At 67.3% G+C, this 20,415-nt stretch carries 16 protein-coding genes; 11 read left to right on the top strand and 5 right to left on the bottom strand.

The window, feature by feature from the left end:
• Nucleotides 1–174 precede the first annotated feature (174 nt).
• The gene (locus RIB52_RS11515; protein WP_350175617.1) at nucleotides 175–570 is read right to left on the bottom strand and encodes a metallopeptidase family protein; all 396 of its coding nucleotides are present in this window, start codon (nucleotides 568–570) and stop codon (nucleotides 175–177) included.
• A 260-nt stretch (nucleotides 571–830) separates the two neighbouring features.
• On the opposite strand from RIB52_RS11515, the gene folE reads away from it, so the two are divergent.
• Nucleotides 831–1,451 carry a GTP cyclohydrolase I FolE gene (gene folE / locus RIB52_RS11510; RefSeq protein ID WP_350175615.1) on the top strand — a complete coding sequence of 207 codons (621 nt, stop codon included), beginning with the start codon at nucleotides 831–833 and terminating at the stop codon, nucleotides 1,449–1,451.
• 53 nt (nucleotides 1,452–1,504) lie between these two features.
• Here the strand turns inward: folE and RIB52_RS11505 are convergent, their stop codons facing one another.
• The gene (locus RIB52_RS11505; RefSeq protein WP_350175613.1) at nucleotides 1,505–2,425 is read right to left on the bottom strand and encodes an OmpA family protein; all 921 of its coding nucleotides are present in this window, start codon (nucleotides 2,423–2,425) and stop codon (nucleotides 1,505–1,507) included.
• 375 nt (nucleotides 2,426–2,800) lie between these two features.
• Between RIB52_RS11505 and RIB52_RS11500 the strand changes: the two genes are divergently transcribed.
• Nucleotides 2,801–3,289 (top strand): c-type cytochrome, encoded by a 489-nt coding sequence (locus tag RIB52_RS11500; protein WP_350175611.1) that lies wholly within the window; start codon nucleotides 2,801–2,803, stop codon nucleotides 3,287–3,289.
• A gap of 4 nt (nucleotides 3,290–3,293) precedes the next feature.
• Complete coding sequence (locus RIB52_RS11495; RefSeq protein ID WP_350175609.1) at nucleotides 3,294–3,989, top strand: cytochrome b/b6 domain-containing protein; 696 nt, start codon at nucleotides 3,294–3,296, stop codon at nucleotides 3,987–3,989.
• Nucleotides 3,990–4,053: 64 nt separating this feature from the next.
• Here RIB52_RS11495 and RIB52_RS11490 read toward each other — a convergent pair whose 3' ends face one another.
• The gene (locus tag RIB52_RS11490) at nucleotides 4,054–4,533 is read right to left on the bottom strand and encodes a peroxiredoxin (RefSeq protein WP_350175607.1); all 480 of its coding nucleotides are present in this window, start codon (nucleotides 4,531–4,533) and stop codon (nucleotides 4,054–4,056) included.
• A 250-nt stretch (nucleotides 4,534–4,783) separates the two neighbouring features.
• On the opposite strand from RIB52_RS11490, the gene ahcY reads away from it, so the two are divergent.
• The 8 genes from ahcY (at nucleotide 4,784) to trxA (ending at nucleotide 17,858) form a co-directional block, all read left to right on the top strand.
• Nucleotides 4,784–6,208, top strand: coding sequence for an adenosylhomocysteinase (ahcY, locus tag RIB52_RS11485; RefSeq protein ID WP_350175605.1), 1,425 nt, complete (start codon nucleotides 4,784–4,786; stop codon nucleotides 6,206–6,208).
• A gap of 118 nt (nucleotides 6,209–6,326) precedes the next feature.
• Nucleotides 6,327–8,684, top strand: coding sequence for a PAS domain-containing sensor histidine kinase (locus RIB52_RS11480; RefSeq protein WP_350175603.1), 2,358 nt, complete (start codon nucleotides 6,327–6,329; stop codon nucleotides 8,682–8,684).
• On the top strand, nucleotides 8,681–9,151 hold the full coding sequence (gene tsaE, locus RIB52_RS11475; RefSeq protein WP_350175601.1) for a tRNA (adenosine(37)-N6)-threonylcarbamoyltransferase complex ATPase subunit type 1 TsaE: 471 nt from the start codon (nucleotides 8,681–8,683) through the stop codon (nucleotides 9,149–9,151). Before RIB52_RS11480 ends, tsaE begins: the two co-directional genes overlap by 4 nt.
• Complete coding sequence (locus RIB52_RS11470; RefSeq protein WP_350175599.1) at nucleotides 9,148–10,155, top strand: aminoglycoside phosphotransferase family protein; 1,008 nt, start codon at nucleotides 9,148–9,150, stop codon at nucleotides 10,153–10,155. The genes tsaE and RIB52_RS11470 overlap by 4 nt, the downstream gene beginning before the upstream one ends.
• A gap of 35 nt (nucleotides 10,156–10,190) precedes the next feature.
• Complete coding sequence (locus RIB52_RS11465; protein WP_350175719.1) at nucleotides 10,191–10,880, top strand: nucleotidyltransferase family protein; 690 nt, start codon at nucleotides 10,191–10,193, stop codon at nucleotides 10,878–10,880.
• Nucleotides 10,881–10,890: 10 nt separating this feature from the next.
• On the top strand, nucleotides 10,891–13,959 hold the full coding sequence (gene addB, locus RIB52_RS11460; RefSeq protein ID WP_350175597.1) for a double-strand break repair protein AddB: 3,069 nt from the start codon (nucleotides 10,891–10,893) through the stop codon (nucleotides 13,957–13,959).
• Nucleotides 13,956–17,480 carry a double-strand break repair helicase AddA gene (gene addA, locus RIB52_RS11455; protein ID WP_350175595.1) on the top strand — a complete coding sequence of 1,175 codons (3,525 nt, stop codon included), beginning with the start codon at nucleotides 13,956–13,958 and terminating at the stop codon, nucleotides 17,478–17,480. Before addB ends, addA begins: the two co-directional genes overlap by 4 nt.
• Before the next feature lie 57 nt (nucleotides 17,481–17,537).
• Complete coding sequence (gene trxA, locus RIB52_RS11450) at nucleotides 17,538–17,858, top strand: thioredoxin (RefSeq protein ID WP_350175593.1); 321 nt, start codon at nucleotides 17,538–17,540, stop codon at nucleotides 17,856–17,858.
• A 93-nt stretch (nucleotides 17,859–17,951) separates the two neighbouring features.
• On the opposite strand, the gene RIB52_RS11445 is transcribed toward trxA, so the two are convergent.
• Nucleotides 17,952–18,758: an inositol monophosphatase family protein gene (locus tag RIB52_RS11445; RefSeq protein WP_350175591.1), complete on the bottom strand. Its 807-nt coding sequence runs from the start codon at nucleotides 18,756–18,758 to the stop codon at nucleotides 17,952–17,954.
• On the bottom strand, nucleotides 18,755–19,981 hold the full coding sequence (gene argJ, locus RIB52_RS11440) for a bifunctional glutamate N-acetyltransferase/amino-acid acetyltransferase ArgJ (protein ID WP_350175589.1): 1,227 nt from the start codon (nucleotides 19,979–19,981) through the stop codon (nucleotides 18,755–18,757). Before argJ ends, RIB52_RS11445 begins: the two co-directional genes overlap by 4 nt.
• Nucleotides 19,982–20,415 lie beyond the last annotated feature (434 nt).

Genomic DNA, 20,415 nt, shown 5'->3' with positions numbered 1-20,415 from the left:
GCGCCGTGTCTCCTTGCATCGCGGGGTAGCGCCGCCCGCCATGCAAGGGGCTTGCCAAAACTCTTTCGGAAGGTTCGCCCGGCGCGGCGATGCGCGGGCCGGGCGGGCGGGGGCGGGCCGGATGCGGCGCATTCCTGCCGGAGCGAACGGCAATCGCCTGCCGCCCCGGCTTGCTCAGTCGCCGGCCGCGTCCTCGAGCGCGTGCATGTCCTCGTCGGAAAAGCCGAAATGGTGGCCTGCTTCGTGAATCACGACATGGCGCACCAGCGGCTCGAACGCGACTCCCGTCTCCTCCATCTCGCGCAGGAGAGGCTGGCGGAAAAGGCTGATGACCGGAGGCATGCGTGCCGGGTCCCACAGGGATTGTTCGGGGATCGGCACGCCTTCGTAAAGCCCGGTCAGGTCCCAGCGATCCGCGATCCCCGCCGATGCAAGCTGTTCGGCACCGGCGAATTCCTCGATCCGGAGCACCACGTCGGCCAGGCGACGGCGGAATTCATCCGGCAGGCGCGCGATCGCATCCAGCGCAGCGCGCTCGAATTCGGCGGGAGAGGGAACGGTTGCGGCCAAAAGCGGTTCTTATCAACTTATGTCAATATTGGGCGGTTCAAATCGTCTTACCCTGTCTATATAGCCAAATCGGGATGAGGATTAAGCCGCAGCTTCGCAAATGTTCGGGACCATCGCGTCTCGACCCGGCCCACGCCGTGCGCGGCCGAGGGGCGCTTCCCCCGCTTGGCCCGCGGGCCGCGCCATCGGGCGGGAATGCATCCGAACCGCTCACGCTTTCGTAACCGTTATCGTTCCCAGCACCGGAAAGACCGCCATACATGAATTGCCTCGACCACGATTCCGACGATTTCGATCCCGACAATCCGCTGGGCAAGCCCGAGGTGCCCGAGGACGTGCAGGATGCAATCCGCACGCTGCTGCGCTGGGCAGGGGACGATCCGTCGCGCGAAGGGCTGCTCGACACGCCCAAGAGGGTCGGGCGCGCATGGCTCGAATATTGCCGCGGCTATGGCGAGGATCCGGCGATCCATCTCTCCCGCGTGTTCGAGGAAGTCGGCGGCTATGACGAGATCGTGCTGCTGAAGGACATTCCGTTCCAGTCGCATTGCGAGCACCACATGGCGCCGATCACGGGCAAGGCGCATATCGCCTATCTTCCGGATGCGCGCGTGGTCGGCATATCCAAGCTTGCCCGCGTGCTGCACGGCTTCGCCCACCGCCTGCAGGTGCAAGAGCGCCTGACGGCCGAGGTCGCGCAGTGCATCTGGGAGAATCTCGAACCGCAGGGCGTCGCGGTGGTGATCGAGGCGCAGCATGGCTGCATGACCGGACGCGGGGTCAAGACCCACGGGGTGGAGATGGTGACGAGCCGGATGCTGGGCTGCTTTCTCGAAGATCCCCGCAGCCGCAAGGAAGTGATGAGCCTGATGGGTTACTGAAGGTCCGCAGCACGCGCGCGGAGGCGGTCTGTCCTGCCCCCGCACGCGCCCGACTACATCCCTTCGTTGCCCGACGCGCCGATGCCGTCGACGCTTTTCGAGACCAGGATATTGACCGCCACGCGGCGATTCTGCGCGCGCCCCGCCTCGGTCGTGTTGTCGGCAGCGGGATCGGCGGTCGCCATGCCGGTGGGCGTCAACATGCGCCACGGCTTCCACCCGCATTGCTGCTGGAGGAAATTGGTGACGCGCCCCGCACGGCGTTCGCTCAATTCCTGGTTGATTTCGTAACTGCCGGTCGAATCGGTGTATCCGACGACCAGCAGCAGGGCATTGTCCATCGCCTCGGCGCGCCGCACGAATTCGCACAATTCGCCGCGCGCCCGGCCCGACAATTCATACTCGCCAGTGTCGAAATAGACATTGGTCGTGCCCTTGACGTTGTATTGGTCGATATCCGCGACCCGTCCGCGCAGCGCCTCGGCGACGCGGGCATTCTCTTCGATCGCGGCACCCTGCTCGGCGAATTGCTGGCGCGTGCCCGACTGGATCATCGCCGCGGTCCGAAGGTCGCGCGCCTTCAGGTCGATCCGGCTCGCGAGCAGGCGGCGGCCCCAGCGCACCGTTTCGACCTTGACCGGCAGTCCGTTCAGCAACGCCTCGGGGCCGAGCTTGTCCTTGTCGAGCCCGAGAAAACCCCCCGAGGACTTGATCACCGTGCCCGCGCCGACCGAAACGATGTCCTCGCCCCCTTCGGGCTTCGTCACCTGTATCGCCGATCCGTTGCGCGCGGTGATCACGCCTTCGATGCGCGGGCCCTCGGGCAGGTCGGAGAGGTCGGCGGGCGGCGAGCCGATGACCGTCATCTGGCGCCCCGAGGACGATGGATCGGCCTGCGCGAAGGCACCCGAAAGGGGAAGCGCGATCGCTCCGGCGAAGAGGGCAAGTCCGGCCCGCTTCGAAATGACACTCATGGCTTTCCTCCAATTATCGGCGTCCAGTGCCCCGTGCGCCCTTCGCGAAAGGGCTTTGCGGGCCTTGCGCGCCATTCAAGACATGCGGCCTCAAGCACCGCGTTCACAATGGCTCGCCCGATTGTTCGCGGCAAGCTTGCTGGGCGATGAATCCCCGGCAAGGCGGGGCGTTCGTGCGCGCCGTTGCGAGCGGGGCTTGCGGCAGGGCGTGCGACGGCATCGGGTCCGGCAGCGCGATGGCCCTGCAAGGCAGGTCGAACGCCCTTGACCCGGCGCTTTGGGCAGCCGGGCGGTAAAGGAGGGTTTGCGAGAGCGCGCGATCCGGCCTAGCAATGCGAGCCGGGATCCCAACGCTTCATCGAGGAGTTCGAAACCATGGACCGAAACGTGATTGCCCGCACCGCCGCTATCGCCGCATTCGCCGCAATTCTTGCCGGGTGCGAGAGCGAGGCGCCCGAGGTCGCGAGCGACCTGAGCTCGCCCGTCATCGACGAACGGGAGGAGAATTTCGAAGGCATCGGCGATGCGTTCAAGGCGATCCGCGGCCAGCTCGAACAGGCAAGCCCCGATTTTGCGGTGATCCAGGCGAAGGCGGAGGACATCAACCAGCGCGCCGGCAATATCGAGCAGCATTTCGTCGAGGAGACCGCGCGCGAGGCCGGTTACGACACCGAGGCGCTTGCCGCGATCTGGGAAAACCCGGAGGAATTCTCCGAGGCGACGCAGAAGCTGATCGATACCAGCGCCGCTCTGGTCGAGGCGGCGGGCGGGGCCGATCCGGCCGCTGTCGGCGCGGCGGTCAAGGAAATGGGCGGTTCGTGCAAGAACTGCCACGACCAGTTCCGCTACGACGACGAAGCCTGATTTCATGAGCGGGCCCGCCGAAGCGGGCGCGGGCGGTCCCCACCGGGCGAAGGTGTGGGACCCGCTCGTGCGCCTGTCGCACTGGAGCTTCGTCGTCCTGATTCCGGCGATGTGGTGGACGGCGGAGAATTCCGAATGGGGCTGGCACAAACGGCTCGGCCTTGTCCTGCTCGGCGTGCTGAGCCTGCGCCTGTTGTGGGGTTTTATCGGCCCGCGCACCGCGCGATTCGGCGATTTCCTGCGCGCGCCGGGAACGGTGCTCGCCTATTTTCGCGGCAAGCTGGGCGGCGAGGGAGAATGGGTCGGGCACAATCCGGCCGGCGGCTACAGCACGCTGGCGCTGCTGCTGGTGATGCTGGCGCAGGTTTCGATGGGGCTGTTCGCGGGCGATCCCTTCGACGGGATGACCGGGCCGCTGCGTCCGCTGGTGGGCGTGATGACCGCCGACACGATCACCGAGATCCACGAGACGTTCTTCTGGGTCGTGGTCGGCTTCATCGCGCTGCACCTCGCGGCCGTTATCTATTACGAGGCGGTGAAGCGACAGCGCCTCGTGGGTGCGATGGTAACGGGCAGGCGTGCCGCACCCGCCGGGACCGAGGGGATCGGGGCCGTGCCGTGGGCGAGGGCGCTCGCAGCGGTGCTGCTCGCGGGCGGATTCGCCTGGTGGATCGCGCAGGGCGCGCCGCCGCTTACATGACGGACGAAGAAAGGGGCGCCTCCCGAGCCGGGAGGCGCCCCTTCGCCTTGCGGCATGCCGCCTCTCAGAGCTGGCCGAGCATGTGTTCCGCGCTCGAGACCTTGTAATCGCCCGGTGCCTCGATATTGAGCTGTTCGACCACGCCGTCGTTGATGACCATCGAGAAACGCTGCCCGCGCTTGCCCATGCCGAAGCCCGAGCCGTCCATGGTCAGGCCCAGCGCCTCGGCGAAATCGCCATTGCCGTCGGCGAGCATGGTGATGTCCTCGCTGCCGTCGGCCTTGTTCCACGCGTTCATGACGAAGGCGTCGTTGACGGCAGTGCAGGTGATCTCGTCCACGCCCTTGGCCTTGAGATCGCCCGCCTTGTCGACGAAGCCCGGCAGGTGCTTGGCCGAGCAGGTCGGGGTGAAGGCACCGGGGACGGAGAACAGGGCGACTTTCCTGCCGGCGAAATAGTCGCTCGCCTGGACCTGCTGCGGGCCTTCGCTGGTCGCCTTGACCAGCGTCACGTCGGGAACTGTGTCGCCTACCGAAATCGTCATGGATCTACTCCCTTTCCTGCTTGGTGGATCGTGCGGGTGGTATAGCGGCTTGGCCGAGGCTGCCAACCGTCGCAATCGCGAGGCTGCGGCGCGGGCCATCGTCGAGTAGCGCAGGATACCGCATTCGCGCATTTTCACATATAAAGATAACTTTATATTGCCCCCGCGCGCGCCGGTCGCTATGGGCCCGTACAAGACGGCGGGGTGTATGAGCTTCGTCAACTAAAGTCAGTCCCAAGGAGACCGCTTCATGGCCACCGCCACCGCAACGCCTGCACTCGAATACAAGATCAAGGACATTGCCCTCGCCCAGTTCGGCCGCGACGAGATCGCGATCGCCGAAACCGAAATGCCCGGCCTGATGGCCCTGCGCGAGGAATATGCCGGCCAGCAGCCGCTCAAGGGCGCGCGCATCACCGGCTCGCTGCACATGACGATCCAGACCGCGGTGCTGATCGAGACGCTGATCGAACTCGGCGCCGAGGTGCGCTGGGCGACCTGCAACATCTTCTCCACCCAGGACCATGCCGCCGCCGCCATGGCCGATCGCGGCGTTCCGGTCTTTGCGATCAAGGGCGAGAGCCTGGCCGATTACTGGGACTATGTCGGCCGCATCTTCGACTGGTCGACCAAGGATGATCCCGATCTCACCGCCAACATGATCCTCGACGATGGCGGCGATGCGACCATGTTCGCTCTGTGGGGCGCGCGGCTCGAAGCGGGCGAGGAAATGCCGCCGCCCGCCAATGCCGAGGAAATCGAGATGCAGCGTGCGCTCAAGGCGTTCGTCAAGGAAAAGCCGGGCTATTTGACCAAGAGCGTTAAGACCATCAGGGGCGTATCGGAAGAGACCACCACAGGCGTGATGCGGCTCTACCAGATCGCCAAGCAGGGCAAGCTCCCCTTCCCGGCGATCAACGTCAACGATTCCGTCACCAAGTCGAAGTTCGACAACCTCTATGGGTGCAAGGAATCGCTGGTCGACGCGATCCGCCGCGCGACCGACGTGATGCTGGCAGGCAAGGTCGCCTGCGTCGCGGGCTATGGCGATGTCGGCAAGGGTTCGGCCGCCTCGCTGCGTGACGGCGGCGCCCGCGTCATGGTCACCGAAATCGACCCGATCTGTGCCCTTCAGGCGGCGATGGATGGCTACGAAGTCGTCTCGATGGAGGAAGCGACCAAGCGCGCCGATATCTTCGTCACCGCCACCGGCAACGAGGACGTCATCACCGGCGAGCACATGAAGGCGATGAAGCACATGGCGATCGTGTGCAATATCGGCCACTTCGACAGCGAGATCCAGATTTCGGCGCTCGACAATTATGACTGGAAGGAAATCAAGGAAGGCACCGACATGGTGACCAAGCCCGACGGCAATTCGCTGCTCGTGCTGGCCAAGGGCCGTCTTGTGAACCTGGGCTGCGCCACCGGTCACCCGAGCTTCGTGATGAGCGCAAGCTTCACCAACCAGACGCTTGCCCAGATCGAATTGTTCACGAAGGCGGACGAGTACGAGAACGATGTCTACGTCCTGCCCAAGCATCTCGACGAGAAGGTCGCCGCGCTCCACCTCGACAAACTCGGTGTTGAACTCACCAAGCTGAGCCAGAAGCAGGCCGACTATATCGGCGTGCCGTCCGAAGGCCCGTTCAAGCCGGACCATTACCGCTACTGACCTTTTGCCCGACGGCGAAAGGCGAAAAGCCCTCGCGCGGCGACGCGCGGGGGCTTTTTCCTGCGCACCTTTTGCTGCGCCAGTTGCATCCCTGCCGCGCCCCGCATAGCTGGCAGGAATGGAACTTACCCCGCTCGCGCTGGTCCTGATTGGATTGCTGCTCGCCGCATGGACGGTGGGCGCGGCGGTGGTCGTGCTGCGGGCGAGCGCCAAGACGAAACGGATGCGCGCTCTGCAGAAATCCATGAAGCGGATGCAGCACCTGCTCGATGTCGCGCCCGCCGTGCCGATGCTGGTGCGGGTCGACGGCCGGATCGAGGGGCCCGAACGGCTCGCGCGTTGGCTCGGCTTCGAGAAGATGCCCGGCTATCTCAGCGAATTGGCGGCGGGCGAGGGGAATGGGCTCGCCCCCGACCAGCTCGAGGCGCTGTCGGAGAAGATTCGCATCACCCAGAAAAGCGCCGCCCCCTTCCAGCTCGCGCTGACACCGCCGGGTTCGGGCCGCAGCCTTGCCTTTCACGGCGCGCTCGCCGATCCGCAGGTCTCGCCCGGGGGAGCGGCGCTGGTCTGGGTGTTCGATTTTACCGACAGCGAGGCGGAACTTTCCCGGCTGCGAGCGGCAGCGACCCGCGCCGAGGCGGATTTCGCCGCACTTGTCGGTCTGATCGAGGCCGCTCCCATGCCGCTCTGGTTCCGCGGGCGGGACATGAAGCTGCGGCTCGTCAACGAGGCCTATGTCGAAGCTGTCGGCGCGCCGAGCGCGGGGAAAGTCGTGACCGGCCAGGCCGAATTGCTCGAACCGGACGAGGACGGCCGGAGCCCGGCCGAGATCGCCAGCCTCGCGCTTGATGCGCAGGAAAAGAACGAGCGCATCGTCGCCGCCACGATCCATGGTGAGCGCCGATCGCTGCGGGTAAGCGACCTGCCACTGGGGCGCGACGGGGTGGCCGGCTATGCCATCGACATCGAGGAACAGCAGCAGGTCGAACGCGCCTTTCGCGCCTATCGCGAGGCCCAGCGCGCCATGCTAGACCAGCTTTCGGTGGGGGTCGCGCAATTCGACGGGAACGAACGGCTCGTCTTCGCCAACCTGCCCTTCGCCCGCCTGTTCGGCCTTGGCGCAGAAGCGATTGCCGAAGGCCTCGCTTTCGAGCGGTTCCTTGCCGATGCGCGCGAGCGTGGCCGCACCCCGGAAGTGCGCGATTTTCCCGAGTGGCGGCGCGAACACGTCGCCTGGTTCGGCCAGCCCGCAACGCAGGAGGAGGCCTGGCCGCTCCCGGGCGGCACGCATCTAAGGATCGTCGGCCAGCCGATGCCCGATGGCGGGCTGGTCCTGATCGCCGAGGATCGGACCGAACAGCTCGCGCTCTCGGCGACCCGTGACACGCTGCTGCGCACCCGCACCGCGACACTCGACAGCCTGTTCGAGGCGCTCGCGATCTTCGCCCCGGACGGGTCGGTCCAGCTCTGGAACCGCAGTTTCGCCGGGACCTGGGGGCTCTCGAGCGAATTCCTCGATACCCATCCCGGCGCGCAGGAACTGCTCGATGCGATCGCCGAAAATCTCGTCCGTCCGTCCGAGGCGCAGCAGATCGGCGCCGTGGTGCGCGCGGCGACTCTCGACCGGCGGGGCGAGGGCGGTCGGATCGAGCTCAAGGACGGGCGCACCCTGCGGTTCGCGGGGGTTCCGCTGCCCGACGGTAACGGGCTTTTGACCGTGCTCGACATCACCGATTCCCAGAAAGCGGAGAAAGCGCTGCGCGAGCGCGCCACCGCGCTGGAAGAGGCGGACGCGGTCAAGACCCGCTTTCTCGCCAATATGAGCTATGAATTCCGCACGCCGCTGACGACCATTGGCGGCTATGCCGAAATGTTGAAAAGCGGGGCTGCGGGCGAGCCACCCGACGGGGTCGCGGGCGAATATATCGACGCTATCCTCGCTGCGGTCGAGCGCCTGACCGAGCAGGTGGAGAACGTGCTCGACCTGTCGCAATCCGAAGCAGGCCTGCTGCCGATCTCCAAGGAAGAGGTCGATCTGCTGCCCCTGCTCACCGAGGTCGTGCGCGAGCGCGAGCAGGCGATCATCGATGCCGGGCTGAGCCTCGATCTCAAGGGGCGGCGCGGATGCGTGGCATCGGTCGACCGTCGCCAGCTTGCCCGCGCCGTCGGCAACCTGCTCGACAATGCGATTGCCGCGACCGGCGAGGGTGGCCGGATCGTGATCGAGCTTCCCAAGCCCATGCCCGGCAAAGACTGGTCGGCGGTGATCGTGATGCGGGACAATGGCAGCGGCATGGCGCAGGAGGAGCTCGACCGCGCGCTTGACGGGCTGCGCACCGGGACGGACGGCAAGATCGAAAAGCGCAGCGGGCTCGGTCTTCCGCTCGCCCGGCAGCTGGTGGAGGCGCATGGCGGGACGCTATCGATAGAGAGCCGGGAGGGTGCGGGGACCACCGCGACCATCCGCCTGCCATGAGCGCGGGCCAAGTCTCGGTGGCCCTGCCCGATCTCGATGCGGTGGGCGCTTTCGGCAAACGGATCGCGCGCGTGCTGCGGCCCGGCGATGTCGTTGCGCTGTCGGGCGGGCTCGGGGCCGGCAAGACGACACTCGCCCGCGCGATCCTTGCAAGTCTGGGCCATCCGGGCGAAGTGCCATCGCCGACTTTCACCATCATCGAGAGCTACGATGCGCCGCCGCTCGCCATGCCGGCGGTCCATGCCGACTTCTACCGGCTCGAGGATCCCGCGGAAATCGCCGAGATCGGGCTCGACGATTATCGCGAGGGTGCCGTGCTGATCGCGGAATGGCCCGAATGCGCAGGCGGTTTCGCGCATGAGCCGGCCTGTCTCGACATCACGCTCAAGCCGCGCGCAAAAGATGCGGAAGAGGGGCGGATCGCGATTGTTAAAGGCGGTTCCGATTGGCTAGGACGCATGCCATGACACAGCTTCCGGAGGGTCTGCATGATTTCCTGCGCACGGCGGGCTGGGGCGATGCGGCGATCCACCCGCTGCCGGGCGATGCGTCCTTCCGGCGCTATTACCGTCTGCGCGCGGGCGATCGCGGTGCGATGCTGATGCATGCGCCGCCCCCGCATGAGGACCCGGTGCCGTTTCTCGACGTGGCGCAATGGCTCGCGGCACACTCCCTGCGCGCGCCTGCTATCCACCATGCGGACCCCGAGGCGGGCTGGGTGCTGCTCGAGGATTTCGGCGACGACCGGATGCGCGACTGGCTCGATGCCCGGCCCGAGGATGAAGAGGCCGCCTACGAAGCCGCGGTCCATGCGCTTGCCGACCTGCATGACAAGCCGCCCGGCCCCTTCGCACCTTACGACATGGACACCTATCTCGGGGAAGTGCGCCTGTTCACCCAATGGTACGCCTCCGCAGCCGCAATCGAGGTGGACGAGGCGGGCTTCGAGGCGGCCTGGCGCGAGGTTCTGGAGCCTGTCGTGAAAAGCCCGCATAACGGGGTTACGGTGCTGCGCGATTACCACGCGGAGAATATCATGCTGCTGGGCGGCCGTCCGGGCGCGCCGCAGGGTTTGATCGATTTCCAGGATGCGTTGGTCGGACATGCCGCCTACGACCTCGTCTCGCTGCTGCAGGATGCGCGGCGCGATGTCGATCCAGGCTTCGCCGACATGATGCTGGAGACCTATCGCGAGGAGCGCCACCGCCGCGGTGTCGATCTTTACGGCGGCGCGGGCGACTTCATCGGCGAATATGCGACGCTCGGCGCGCAGCGCAATACCAAGATCGTCGGCATTTTCACCCGTCTCGCCAAGCGCGACGGCAAGCCGCGCTATCTGGCGATGATTCCGCGCGTTTGGAAGCTGCTCGAAGCGGATCTTGACTATCCCGCGCTCCGACCGGTGGCGCGCTGGTTCGATGCCAATATTCCCGCCGATCTGCGCGGCGCCCATGGGGGAGAGATCGCGTGAGCTTTTCGCACGGCCCGCTTGCCAGCGACACCGCGATGGTCCTTGCTGCAGGGCTCGGCAAGCGCATGCGCCCGCTCACCGCGACGCAGCCCAAGCCGCTGGTGCGGGTTGCGGGCAAGGCACTGATCGATCACGCGCTCGACCGGCTCGCCGATGCGGGCGTCGCGCGCGCCGTGGTCAATGTCCATTATCTGGCCGATGCGCTGGAGGCGCATGTGCTGGAGCGCGAGGCCCCGAAAGTGACGATTTCGGACGAGCGTGCGCAGCTGCTCGAGACGGGGGGCGGTCTCGTCCGTGCGGCCGGGCACCTTCCCGATCCGTTCTTCTGCCTCAACGCCGACAATATCTGGCTCGACGGGCCGAAGAATGCCTTTGCCGACCTCTCCACGCGCTGGGACCCCGATGCGATGGACGCTCTTCTGCTCGTCGTGCCCCATGTGAGGGCGAGCAATTTCAGCGGGCCGGGCGATTTCTATATGGACGCAGCCGGCCTTCTTTCGCGGCGCAGGGCGGGGCGGATCGCGCCTTTCATCTACACCGGCATCCAGCTCGTTTCGCATCGTCTCCTGCGTGATGCACCCCAAGGGCCTTTTTCGACCAACATCCTTTGGAACCGCGCGATCGAGGAAGGCCGCCTCTATGGTGTCGCCTTTACCGGGCAATGGTTCGAGGTCGGCACGCCGCAGGCGATTACGCCAACCGAAGCCGCGCTTGCGGGCGGCTGAGGGCGCACCGGTGGGAGAGCCGCGCGGTCCTTCGGTCTATTCGATCGCGGCCCATCGCGGCTTTGCCGATGCGCTGGTCGCGGGGCTGGTCCCGCGCTACCGCGAGGACGGTTTCGGGCTTGCCCGGCTTACCCTGCTGGTCCCATCGAGCCGCGCCGCGCGCACGATTTCCGAAGCCTTCATTCGCCATGCGGGGATTGCGGGCGAAGCGGGCCTGCTGATGCCGCGCATGGTCACGGTGGGCGACCTCGATCTGGACGAGGCCCTCGGCACGCTGCTCGACCCGCTCGGGGCCGACAGCATCCCGCCGGCGATAGAGCCGGGGCGCCGCTGGCTCGAACTGGCCGCGCTGATCGAGGCCGAGCGTGGCGAAACGGGCGAGCCGCCGCTGCCCGGCGCGGCGCGTCTGCGGCTCGCGCGCGACCTCGCCCGGACGATGGACCGCCTGCTGGTCGAGGCCAAGCAGCCAGAGGACCTTCTTGGCGAGAGCGTGCTCGGCCTGCTGGGGGACCTGGCGGAACATTGGCAGGCTTCGCTGCGCCTCTTCGCCCGGGTGCAGGCGCGCTGGCGCGCGCGGCTGGAGGAACTCGGCGCGGTCGATGCGGCGACGCGGCGCAACCTCCTGTTCGAGCGCGCTGCGAAGGCCTGGCGCGAGGCCCCGCCCGAAACGCCTGTCATCGCCGCCGGCGTGACGAGCGCAGCACCGGCGCTGGCGCGGATGCTGCGAACCGTGGCCGACCTTCCGAACGGGGCCGTGATCCTGCCCGATCTCGATCTCGCCATGGACGAAGCGGCGTGGGAGGAGCTCGGCCGCGCGGGCGCCGCACCCGAGCCGGGGGGCGAGGTCTTCGCGCGCGGGGACGCGCTGACCCATCCGCAATATCACCTCAAGCTGCTGCTCGAACGCATGGGGCTGGCTCGGGAGGAGGTCCGGCCATGGCATCGCCGCGGCATGGCAGCGGCCGAGCCCGAGCGCAGCCGTGCGATCAGCTCGCTCTTCCTTCCTCCCGAGGCGAGCCGTGCATGGATCGATCTCGAACCCGAGCACAGGCGGCTTTCGGGGGTCGGACTGATGACGCTCGCGACCAGCGAGGAAGAGGCGCAGGCTATCGCGTTGCTGGTGCGCGAGGCGCTGGAGGAGCCGGAAAAACGGATCGCGGTCGTGACCGCCGATCGCGCGCTCGCCCGGCGCATCGTGCAGCATCTCGCGCGTTGGAACATCGCCGCCGATGACAGCGCGGGCCGTCCGCTTTCGCTGACCCCGGCGGGCCGCCTGTTCGGCCTGCTCGCTTCCCTCGCCAGCGAGGGGCCCGATCCGCTCGCGCTGGTCTCCGCCCTTTCCCACCCGCTCGTGCGGGCAGGCTCACCGGAACAGCGCAAGGCTTGGCTGGCGGCGCTGCGCCGCCTCGACCATCGCCTGCGCGGCGAATTCGTCGCCCCCGGACTCGGGGCGCTGGGCGACATGGCGCGCAGGGCAGGGGTGGCCGAATGGTGGGAGGAGGCCGCAATGCTCGTCGCAGGGTTGGTCGAGCCTGCCGACAGCGAGGACGAGGCGCGCCCGCTTGCCGACCTTCTCGATCTTCTCGCAGGCTGTGCCGAGGGCCTGTGCGACACGCGTATCTGGGCCAACGAGGACGGGCGCGCGCTTGCCGTCATGGTCGAGGAATTGCGGCTCGATGCGCGCGCCTGCAGCACGCATCTGCGTCGGGGCGATCTGGCACAGGTGGTGCGCGAATGCATGGACGAGATCGCGGTGCGCCCGCCTTATGGCGGCCATCCCAGGATCGCGATCTACGGCCTGCTCGAAGCGCGCATGGCGCGGGCCGATCTCGTCATATGCGCCGGGCTGAACGAGGGGAGCTGGCCGCAGCCGCCCGCGCCCGACCCGTTGCTCGCCCCCGGCGTGCTGCGCGCGCTGGGCGTTCCGGGTGCGGAGTTCCGCATCGGCCTTGCCGCGCACGATCTTGCGGGCGCGATGGGCGCGCCGCAGGTCGTGCTCAGCCGGGCTCAGCGCGATGCCGAAGGCCCCACCCGTCCATCGCGATTCTGGCTGAGAGCCGAGGCGCTACTGGGCGACAGGCTTGCCCGGCGCCACCGCGAGACGCGCATCCCTGCGCTGCTCCCGCAGCTCGACCGCGCGCCCGAGCCGGTTGCGCCCGCATCCCGGCCAGAACCGCGTCCTTCGAAAACGCAGCGCAACGTGGCGATCGGCGTGACCGCGCTCGACCGCTTGCTTGGCGATCCCTACCAGTTCTACGCGAGAGAGATCCTGCATCTGCGCCGCCTCGATCCACTGGGTGCCGATCCCTTCGGCGATCCCGCCCTGCGCGGCACGCTGGTGCACGAGATCCTCGAGGCGTGGCACGACGCAAGAGTGGTGCGGCCCGGCCTGCCGCTCGTTCCCTTCGCCGAGGAACAGCTCGCCGCAGCGGCGGTTCACCCGCTGTTTCGCGGCCTGTGGCAGCCGCGCATCCTCGCCGCTCTCGCCTGGTTCGAGCAGCGCATCACCGCCAATGCCGCCGACGGGCGCGAGGTGGTCGCATGGGAGGCAAAGGGAAGCATGAGGGTGGACGGCGTCGAAGTGCGCGGGCGGGCCGACCGGATCGACCGCCTGCCCGACGGGACCTATGCGATCGTCGACTACAAGACCGGTGCGCCGCCCAGTGCCGCACAGGTGGAGGCGGGCTTTGCCCTGCAGATGGGACTTCTCGGTCTTATCGCGCGCGATGGCGCCTTCACCATGGGCGAAGCGCGCCTCACCGGCGAAGCAAGCCGGTTCGAATACTGGTCGCTCGGCCGGGCGAAGAGCGAGGATGGCAAGCCCGCTTTCGGGTATGTCGAGCAGCCCGTCCGGACCGGGGGCAAGCGCAGCGGCCTGCCGCCAGAGGATTTCCTGCCGCATCACGAGGCGAAGCTGGCCGAGGCGATCGACAAGTATATCAGGGGCGAAGAGCCATTTCGCGCGCGCGAGAACCCGGATTATCCGGGTTATTCCGATTATGACCAGCTCATGCGGCTCGAGGAATGGATCGTTACGCTCGGACCGGGCAGCGGGGGCGAGACGGGGGCCGGGGCATGAGCGGCGCGGTCTTCCCCTTGAAAGGCAACCAGCGCGCGGCGGTCGACCCGCGCGACAATGTCTGGCTGTCCGCATCGGCCGGCACGGGCAAGACGCAGGTCCTTTCCGCGCGCGTCCTGCGCCTGCTGCTGCGCGAGGAGGTCGATCCCTCGCAGATTTTGTGCCTGACTTTCACCAAGGCGGGGGCAGCGGAAATGGCGAACCGCATTAACGCGGTGCTCGCACGATGGGTGCGGCTCGATGCGACCACGCTCGCGACGGAGCTCGGCCATCTCGGCGCGGATATCGATCCAGCCACGCAGGAGCGCGCGCGGACCCTTTTCGCAAGCGTGCTCGACTGCCCCGGCGGGGGCCTCAGGATCGACACGATCCACGCCTTTTCGCAATGGCTCATCGGCGCCTTCCCGCAGGAGGCCGGCCTGCAGCCCGGTGCCCAGCCGATGGACGATCGCACGCGCGAACTGCTCGCCCGCGACGTGCTCACCGAAATGCTCGAGGAAGCCCGCGCGAACGGGGACGAGCGGCTGACCGGGGCGATCGCCGACTTCGTGACGCGCAAGGATCCCGGCGCGCTTCATGACTGGCTGCTGCGCTGTGCGGGCGCGGGCGAATTATGGGAGGGGCCGGGCAGTTGGCAGCCTCCGCTTGGCGAGCGTGTGCGCAGCCTGCTCGAAATCCCCGCCGATGCGGGCGACGCCTGGGTGGCCGAGGTGCTGCATCCCGACATCTTTCCCGATCACCACCTCGCCGCGATGCTGCCGGTCATGCGCGGCTGGAACGCGAAGAACGGCCGCGATTGCGCCGAGTTCATCCCGCGCTGGCTATCGTGTTCGCCCGAGGCGCGCGCGGGGCTCGTCCCCTGCTTCTACGACACGATCCTTAAGAAGGACGGGGAGCCGCGCCAGATGAAGGTCCCCGCCAAACAGGACCCGCTCATCCCCGAACGGCAGCGGGAAATCGCCTCGGCCCTGTCGCTCTACCGCGAACGCTGCGCGCTGCTTGGCCTTGCCGCCCTGCTCGATGACGCGCTCACCATTGGCCGCGCCTTTGCGCTTCGGTGGAGGGAGGCGAAGGAGCGCGAGGGCCTGATCGAATTCGACGATCTCATCCGCAAGGCTGCGGCGCTGTTGTCCGGTTCGCTTTCCGCCGACTGGATCCGCTACAAGCTGGACCGACGCTTCGACCATATCCTGATCGACGAGGCGCAGGACACCAACCGCGCGCAATGGGACATCATCGATGCACTGATCGATGATTTCTTCAGCGGCGAGGGCGCGCATGGGGACCGACTGCGCACGATCTTCACCGTGGGTGATTACAAGCAGGCGATCTTCGGCTTCCAGGGAACCAGCCCCGAAAACTTCGCGCGCGCCAAGGAGCGCGTGCGGGCGCGGATCGAGGCGGCCCGAACCAATCTGGCGGGCGCGCGCGACAATCGGTTGCTGCCCGGCTTCAGGGATCTCGATCTCGGGCGATCGTTCCGTACGTCGCAGCCCGTGCTCGATTTCGTCAATGCGGCGATCCGTGCGCTCGGTCACGAGGCTTTCGGCCTCGAGAAACCGCCCGGTGAGCACGAGGGCGCCGACAGGCCGGGCCTTGTGACGCTGTGGCAGCCGGTGCGCGCGGTCGATGCGGCGGGCGACAGGGCGGACGAGGCCGCGGAGGGCGAGGAGCAGGACTGGCTGCCGCGCCACGACACGCTGCTGGCCGAGAAGATCGCGCGGCAGGTCGCGCACTGGGTCAGGGAGGAGGAACCCTTCGTCCTTGCCAAGGGCGATGCCCCGCGTCACGCGCGGGCGGGCGATGTCATGGTGCTGGTCAGGAAGCGCAAGGAGCTTGCCGCGCAGATCGTCGCCAAGCTTTACGCCAGCGGCGTGCCGGTCGCCGGGGTCGATCGGCTCCGCCTCGGTGAGCCGCTGGCCGTGCGCGACCTGCTCGCCGCGCTGCGCTTCGCCGCGCAGCCCGGAGACGACCTCTCGCTGGCAAACCTGCTGGTCTCGCCCCTGATGGGCTGGAGCCAGGACGATTTGCTCGCCCACGCGCCGCGGGCGAAGGGCATGCGGTTGTGGGATCATGTGCGCCGTCACGAAAACGCTTTTGTGGCGGTGAGCGCCGAGAGGCTGCGCGATCTTCTTGCGCGCGCCGATTACGAGACTCCGCAGGCGCTGCTTTCATGGCTGCTGACCGGGCCGTGGCAGGGCCGCGCCAAGCTTGTTGCGCGGCTTGGGCGAGAGGCGAACGATCCGATCGACGAATTGCTGAACGCGGCCTTTGCTTATGAGGGCGCACATGTTCCAAGCCTTGCGGGTTTTCTCGAATGGTTCGACGCGGGCGCGACCGATCTCAAGCGCGATTCGGGCGAGGCGGGTGGGCAGGTCCGGGTGATGACGGTCCATGGCTCCAAGGGACTGCAGGCGCCAATCGTGATCCTTGCCGATGCGACCGGCGAGCCGGGCCGGGGCGGCGATCTGGAACTTGAGGATGCGCCGCTGGGCGAGCCGACCGGCCGGCTGGTGCCGATGCCGGGGCTGACCAAGGACCAGCTCTGCGGGCGGGTCGCCGAGGCAGCCGAACGCGGCAGGATCGCCGACATGCAGGAGCACTGGCGGCTGCTTTACGTCGCGATGACGCGGGCGGAAGAGGCGCTCTTCATCGGCGGGTCTCTGGGCCCGAAACATGCCGATAAGGGGCCGCCCGAGGACAGCTGGTATGCGCGGCTCGCCCCTCTTTTCGACGGCGGGGAACAGGCGGACCCGATATGGGGCGCGCGCTGGGAACGGGGACACCGGGCCGACCCGCTGGTGCCTGCCGGCGATGTCGAAGGCGCGGCTTTCGCAGAGCAGCTGCCCGCATGGGCGCGAACCCCGGTCGGCCCCGAACCGCGCCCGCCGCGTCCGCTTGCGCCGAGCAGCGCGGGCGAGGAACAGGGTGCCGACCCGCCGCTTTCCGCAACACCCGGCGAAGGGGCTCAGAACGCGGCCCGGCGCGGCATCCTCATCCACCGCCTGCTGGAACGCCTGCCCGATATCGCGCCCGCCCGGCGCGAGGAAGCCGCCTCGCGCTGGCTCGCGCGCCAGGCGGGCGATCTCGACGAGGCCGTGCGATCGGAAATGCTCCACGGCGCGCTCGGCGTCATCGGCGATCCCCGCCATGCCGCGATCTTCTCGCCCCGGGCGCTTGCCGAGGTTCCGCTTGCCGCGACTGTCGGCGGGATCGTGGTCGCCGGAACTGCCGACAGGTTGCTGATCGAAGACGATACGGTCAGCGTGGTCGACTTCAAGACCACCCGCCGCCCGCCCGCGCGGCTGGAGGACGTGCCCGCTGCGAGCCTGCGGCAGATGGCCGCCTATGCCGCTGCGCTCGAGGCGATCTATCCCGGCCGCACCGTGCGCGCCGCGCTGCTCTACACCTCCGGCCCGCATCTCATCCAACTTCCGGACGAGACCCTTGCCCGGCACAAGCGCGAATTGGCCGAGGCGCAGGAAAGCTATCTGCGCGCAAGCCCGATGCGTATTGAGTGAGCGCGGATTGACCCTAGTTTGGGTCACGCGATACAGCCCCGTCGAAGGAGATGAATTATGGCCACCGTCAATGTGACCGATGACAGCTGGAAATCCGACGTCCTCGAAAGCGACAAGCCCGTGCTGGTCGATTTCTGGGCCGACTGGTGCGGACCTTGCAAGATGATCGCCCCGGCGCTCGAGGAAATCAGCGACGAGCTGGGCGATCAGGTCACGATCGCCAAGATGGACATCATGGAAAACACCGGCGTGCCGACCGAGATGGGCGTGCAGGGCATCCCGTTCCTCGTCCTTTTCAAGGACGGCAAGCCCGCCGCGCACCTGCAGGGCGCGCGTCCGAAAAACCAGCTCAAGCAATGGCTTGAAGGCGAACTTTAAGGCGGATTGAGGGCGCGCCGCAAGAGCGGCGCCCGCCTATCCCCGCCGCACCGGGTTGCTGCGCACGCACACGTCGAGGTGGGCTGTGAGGATTCAGCCCGCCACGCGGGCGACGAAGGCATCCCAGATTGCCGGGCTCGATGCACCGACCAGGCCGGGCTTTCCGCTGCTGTCATCCACGCGATATTCGCTGCCGTCGAGGCGTAGCGCCCGGCCGCCCGCCTCGTTCAGCCACAACACGCCCGCAGCATGGTCCCAGGGATAGGTCCGCTTGAAGCTGGAAATGTCGTTCTGCCCCAGGGCAAGGCGCGGATATTGCTCGGCCGCACAGCGCGGAATGTCGACCAGCGTGTAATGCGGGGCAAGCCGTTCATCGACCATCGCCGATTGTTCGGGGGTGAGGAACATGCGGCTCACCGCGGTCACCGGCGGCTCCTCCCCGGTCGTGCGCGCGCTCACGATTTCGCCGTTTATCTTCGCGCCTTCCCCGGCACGAACATGGCACAGCCGATCGAGATTGGGGTCGTAGATCCAGCCCGCCACGGCCTTGCCGGCATCGGCCAGCGCGACGATGATGCCGAAGGGCTCTTTCCCTTCGGTGAAATTCGCCGTCCCGTCCAGGGGATCGATGATCCAGCATTGGTCCGAGAGACTGTCGAGCACGCTTTTATCGGCATGGGCCGCTTCCTCGCCCACCACTGCGACGCCGGGGGCCAGACGGGTCAGCGCTTCGGTCAGGAAGTCCTCGACCTCGCGGTCAACGATGGTGACGGGATCGTCCTTGCCCTTCAGCTCGACCTCGCTGTCCGCAAGGGCGCGGAAACGGGGCAGCATCGAACGCTCCGCGGCGAAGCGGAGCAGGTCGCGGATTTCGGCGTCGAGGGCGGTCAATTCACTCATGAACGGTAATCCGCATTGATCGAGATATATCCGTGGGTGAGGTCGCAGGTCCAGATGGTGGCGCGACCTTCGCCGATGCCGAGGTCCACCGCCAGGTCGATGTCCCGGCCTTTCAGGTGTTCGGCTACCGGGGCTTCGTCGTAATCTTCCACCGGACCGCCATCGCGCGCGGTCCAGATACCGCCGAACGCGATCGAAAGCCGGTCGCGGTCCGCCGGTTCGCCGGCCTTGCCGACTGCCATGACGACCCGGCCCCAATTCGCGTCCTCGCCCGCGATCGCGGTCTTGACCAGCGGCGAATTGGCGATGGCGAGACCGACCCGCCGGGCGCTTTCTTTGTCCGCCGCGCCCGCCACGCGCACCGTGATGAATTTCGACGCCCCTTCGCCGTCGCGCACGACGAGTTGGGCGAGGCGGCGGCAGACATCCGCCAACGCCGCCGCGAAGGCGTCCGCTCCTGGGCCGTTCCAGTTTTCTATCCGCGCATTGCCCGCTTTGCCCGTGGCGAAGGCGAGCACGGTGTCGCTGGTCGAGGTGTCGCCGTCGACCGTGATGCAGGAAAACGTCTCGGCATTGGCACGCTCGAGCGCCTCCTGAAGAAAGCCGGGGGCCACGTCGGCATCGGTGAAGACATAGCCCAGCATCGTCGCCATGTCGGGCGCGATCATGCCCGAACCCTTTATAATGCCGACGAGTTCGCCCCGGGTTTCGCCCAGCATGGCGCTCGCATGGGCTCCCTTGGGGAAGGTGTCGGTGGTCGAGATCGCGTTCGCCACCTTCTCCCAGTCGCAATCCTCGGCTCGCTGCGCCGCTTCGATCCCTGCGTGCGCCTTGTCCTTCGGCAGCGGAACTCCGATCACGCCGGTGGAAGATACGACCACATCGCCCGGCATGCAGTCCAGCGCTTCGGCGACTTGGCGCTGGATCGCGTCAACCGCCTCGCGCCCGCGATATCCTGTGAAAGCGTTGGAATTGCCCGCATTGACGATCAATGCACGGGCCGTGCCCGCCTTTACCTGCTGCCGACCCAGCTCGACCTCGCTCGATGCACAGGCGCTCTTGGTGAAGACCCCTGCCAGCGTTGTTCCAGGCGCGAGTTCTGCGAAGGTGAGATCGGCCCGATCCCAGTCCTTGTAGCCCGCTCGTGCAACGCGCAGCCGAACGCCATCGATCTCAGGCATTTCGGGAAAGGGCAAGGCGAGGGGAGAGCATTCGAGATCCATGCGTTTTGCGCTTAGGCTGGCGAACGGTCTTAGTAAACGGCGCTTAAAGGCGCATAATTGGCCCTGCGAGGTGGACGAATGAAGGCAAAACGCCTATTTGCGCAGCCGATGACGCGGCAATTCTTAGCTTTTCTGGCTTTGCTATCGGGCCTCGCTGCCTTGAGCGGCCCTGCCCACGCGTCCGCGCATCCGCTTTTCCCCTGCAATGTCGGAGCCTCGGCCGAGGCGACCGAAAGGCGCGCTCACCTTCCGGCAGAGCCTGCCGATGCCGGTGACAAGGCTGCCCGGCGGTGCCGAGAGACGCGTCGGTCGTCGCCCGCGCCGCGTCCATACGCACTGCGCATGCCGGTCCTGATGGGGGTCGAGCGCGCGCTCGAATAGGGTTCGCGCCCAAAGCTTCGCCTGCCCGCGTGGCAGGCCCACGCGCGCCGCAA

Origin of the sequence: Erythrobacter sp. (assembly GCF_040217515.1) — a bacterium.
In the GTDB taxonomy this organism is placed as follows: Bacteria; Pseudomonadota; Alphaproteobacteria; order Sphingomonadales; family Sphingomonadaceae; genus Erythrobacter.
Note: the sequence above shows the minus strand (reverse complement) of the source record. Positions and strands in the feature narration are given on the sequence as shown.

Coding starts and splice junctions, on each gene's coding strand:
- RIB52_RS11505 (WP_350175613.1), bottom strand. CDS start 2,425: ATGAGTGTCATTTCGAAGCGGGCCGGACTTGCCCTCTTCGCCGGAGCG.
- RIB52_RS11500 (WP_350175611.1), top strand. CDS start 2,801: ATGGACCGAAACGTGATTGCCCGCACCGCCGCTATCGCCGCATTCGCC.
- folE (WP_350175615.1), top strand. CDS start 831: ATGAATTGCCTCGACCACGATTCCGACGATTTCGATCCCGACAATCCG.
- RIB52_RS11470 (WP_350175599.1), top strand. CDS start 9,148: ATGACACAGCTTCCGGAGGGTCTGCATGATTTCCTGCGCACGGCGGGC.
- RIB52_RS11495 (WP_350175609.1), top strand. CDS start 3,294: ATGAGCGGGCCCGCCGAAGCGGGCGCGGGCGGTCCCCACCGGGCGAAG.
- RIB52_RS11465 (WP_350175719.1), top strand. CDS start 10,191: ATGGTCCTTGCTGCAGGGCTCGGCAAGCGCATGCGCCCGCTCACCGCG.
- trxA (WP_350175593.1), top strand. CDS start 17,538: ATGGCCACCGTCAATGTGACCGATGACAGCTGGAAATCCGACGTCCTC.
- argJ (WP_350175589.1), bottom strand. CDS start 19,981: ATGGATCTCGAATGCTCTCCCCTCGCCTTGCCCTTTCCCGAAATGCCT.
- RIB52_RS11445 (WP_350175591.1), bottom strand. CDS start 18,758: ATGAGTGAATTGACCGCCCTCGACGCCGAAATCCGCGACCTGCTCCGC.
- RIB52_RS11480 (WP_350175603.1), top strand. CDS start 6,327: ATGGAACTTACCCCGCTCGCGCTGGTCCTGATTGGATTGCTGCTCGCC.
- tsaE (WP_350175601.1), top strand. CDS start 8,681: ATGAGCGCGGGCCAAGTCTCGGTGGCCCTGCCCGATCTCGATGCGGTG.
- RIB52_RS11490 (WP_350175607.1), bottom strand. CDS start 4,533: ATGACGATTTCGGTAGGCGACACAGTTCCCGACGTGACGCTGGTCAAG.
- ahcY (WP_350175605.1), top strand. CDS start 4,784: ATGGCCACCGCCACCGCAACGCCTGCACTCGAATACAAGATCAAGGAC.
- addA (WP_350175595.1), top strand. CDS start 13,956: ATGAGCGGCGCGGTCTTCCCCTTGAAAGGCAACCAGCGCGCGGCGGTC.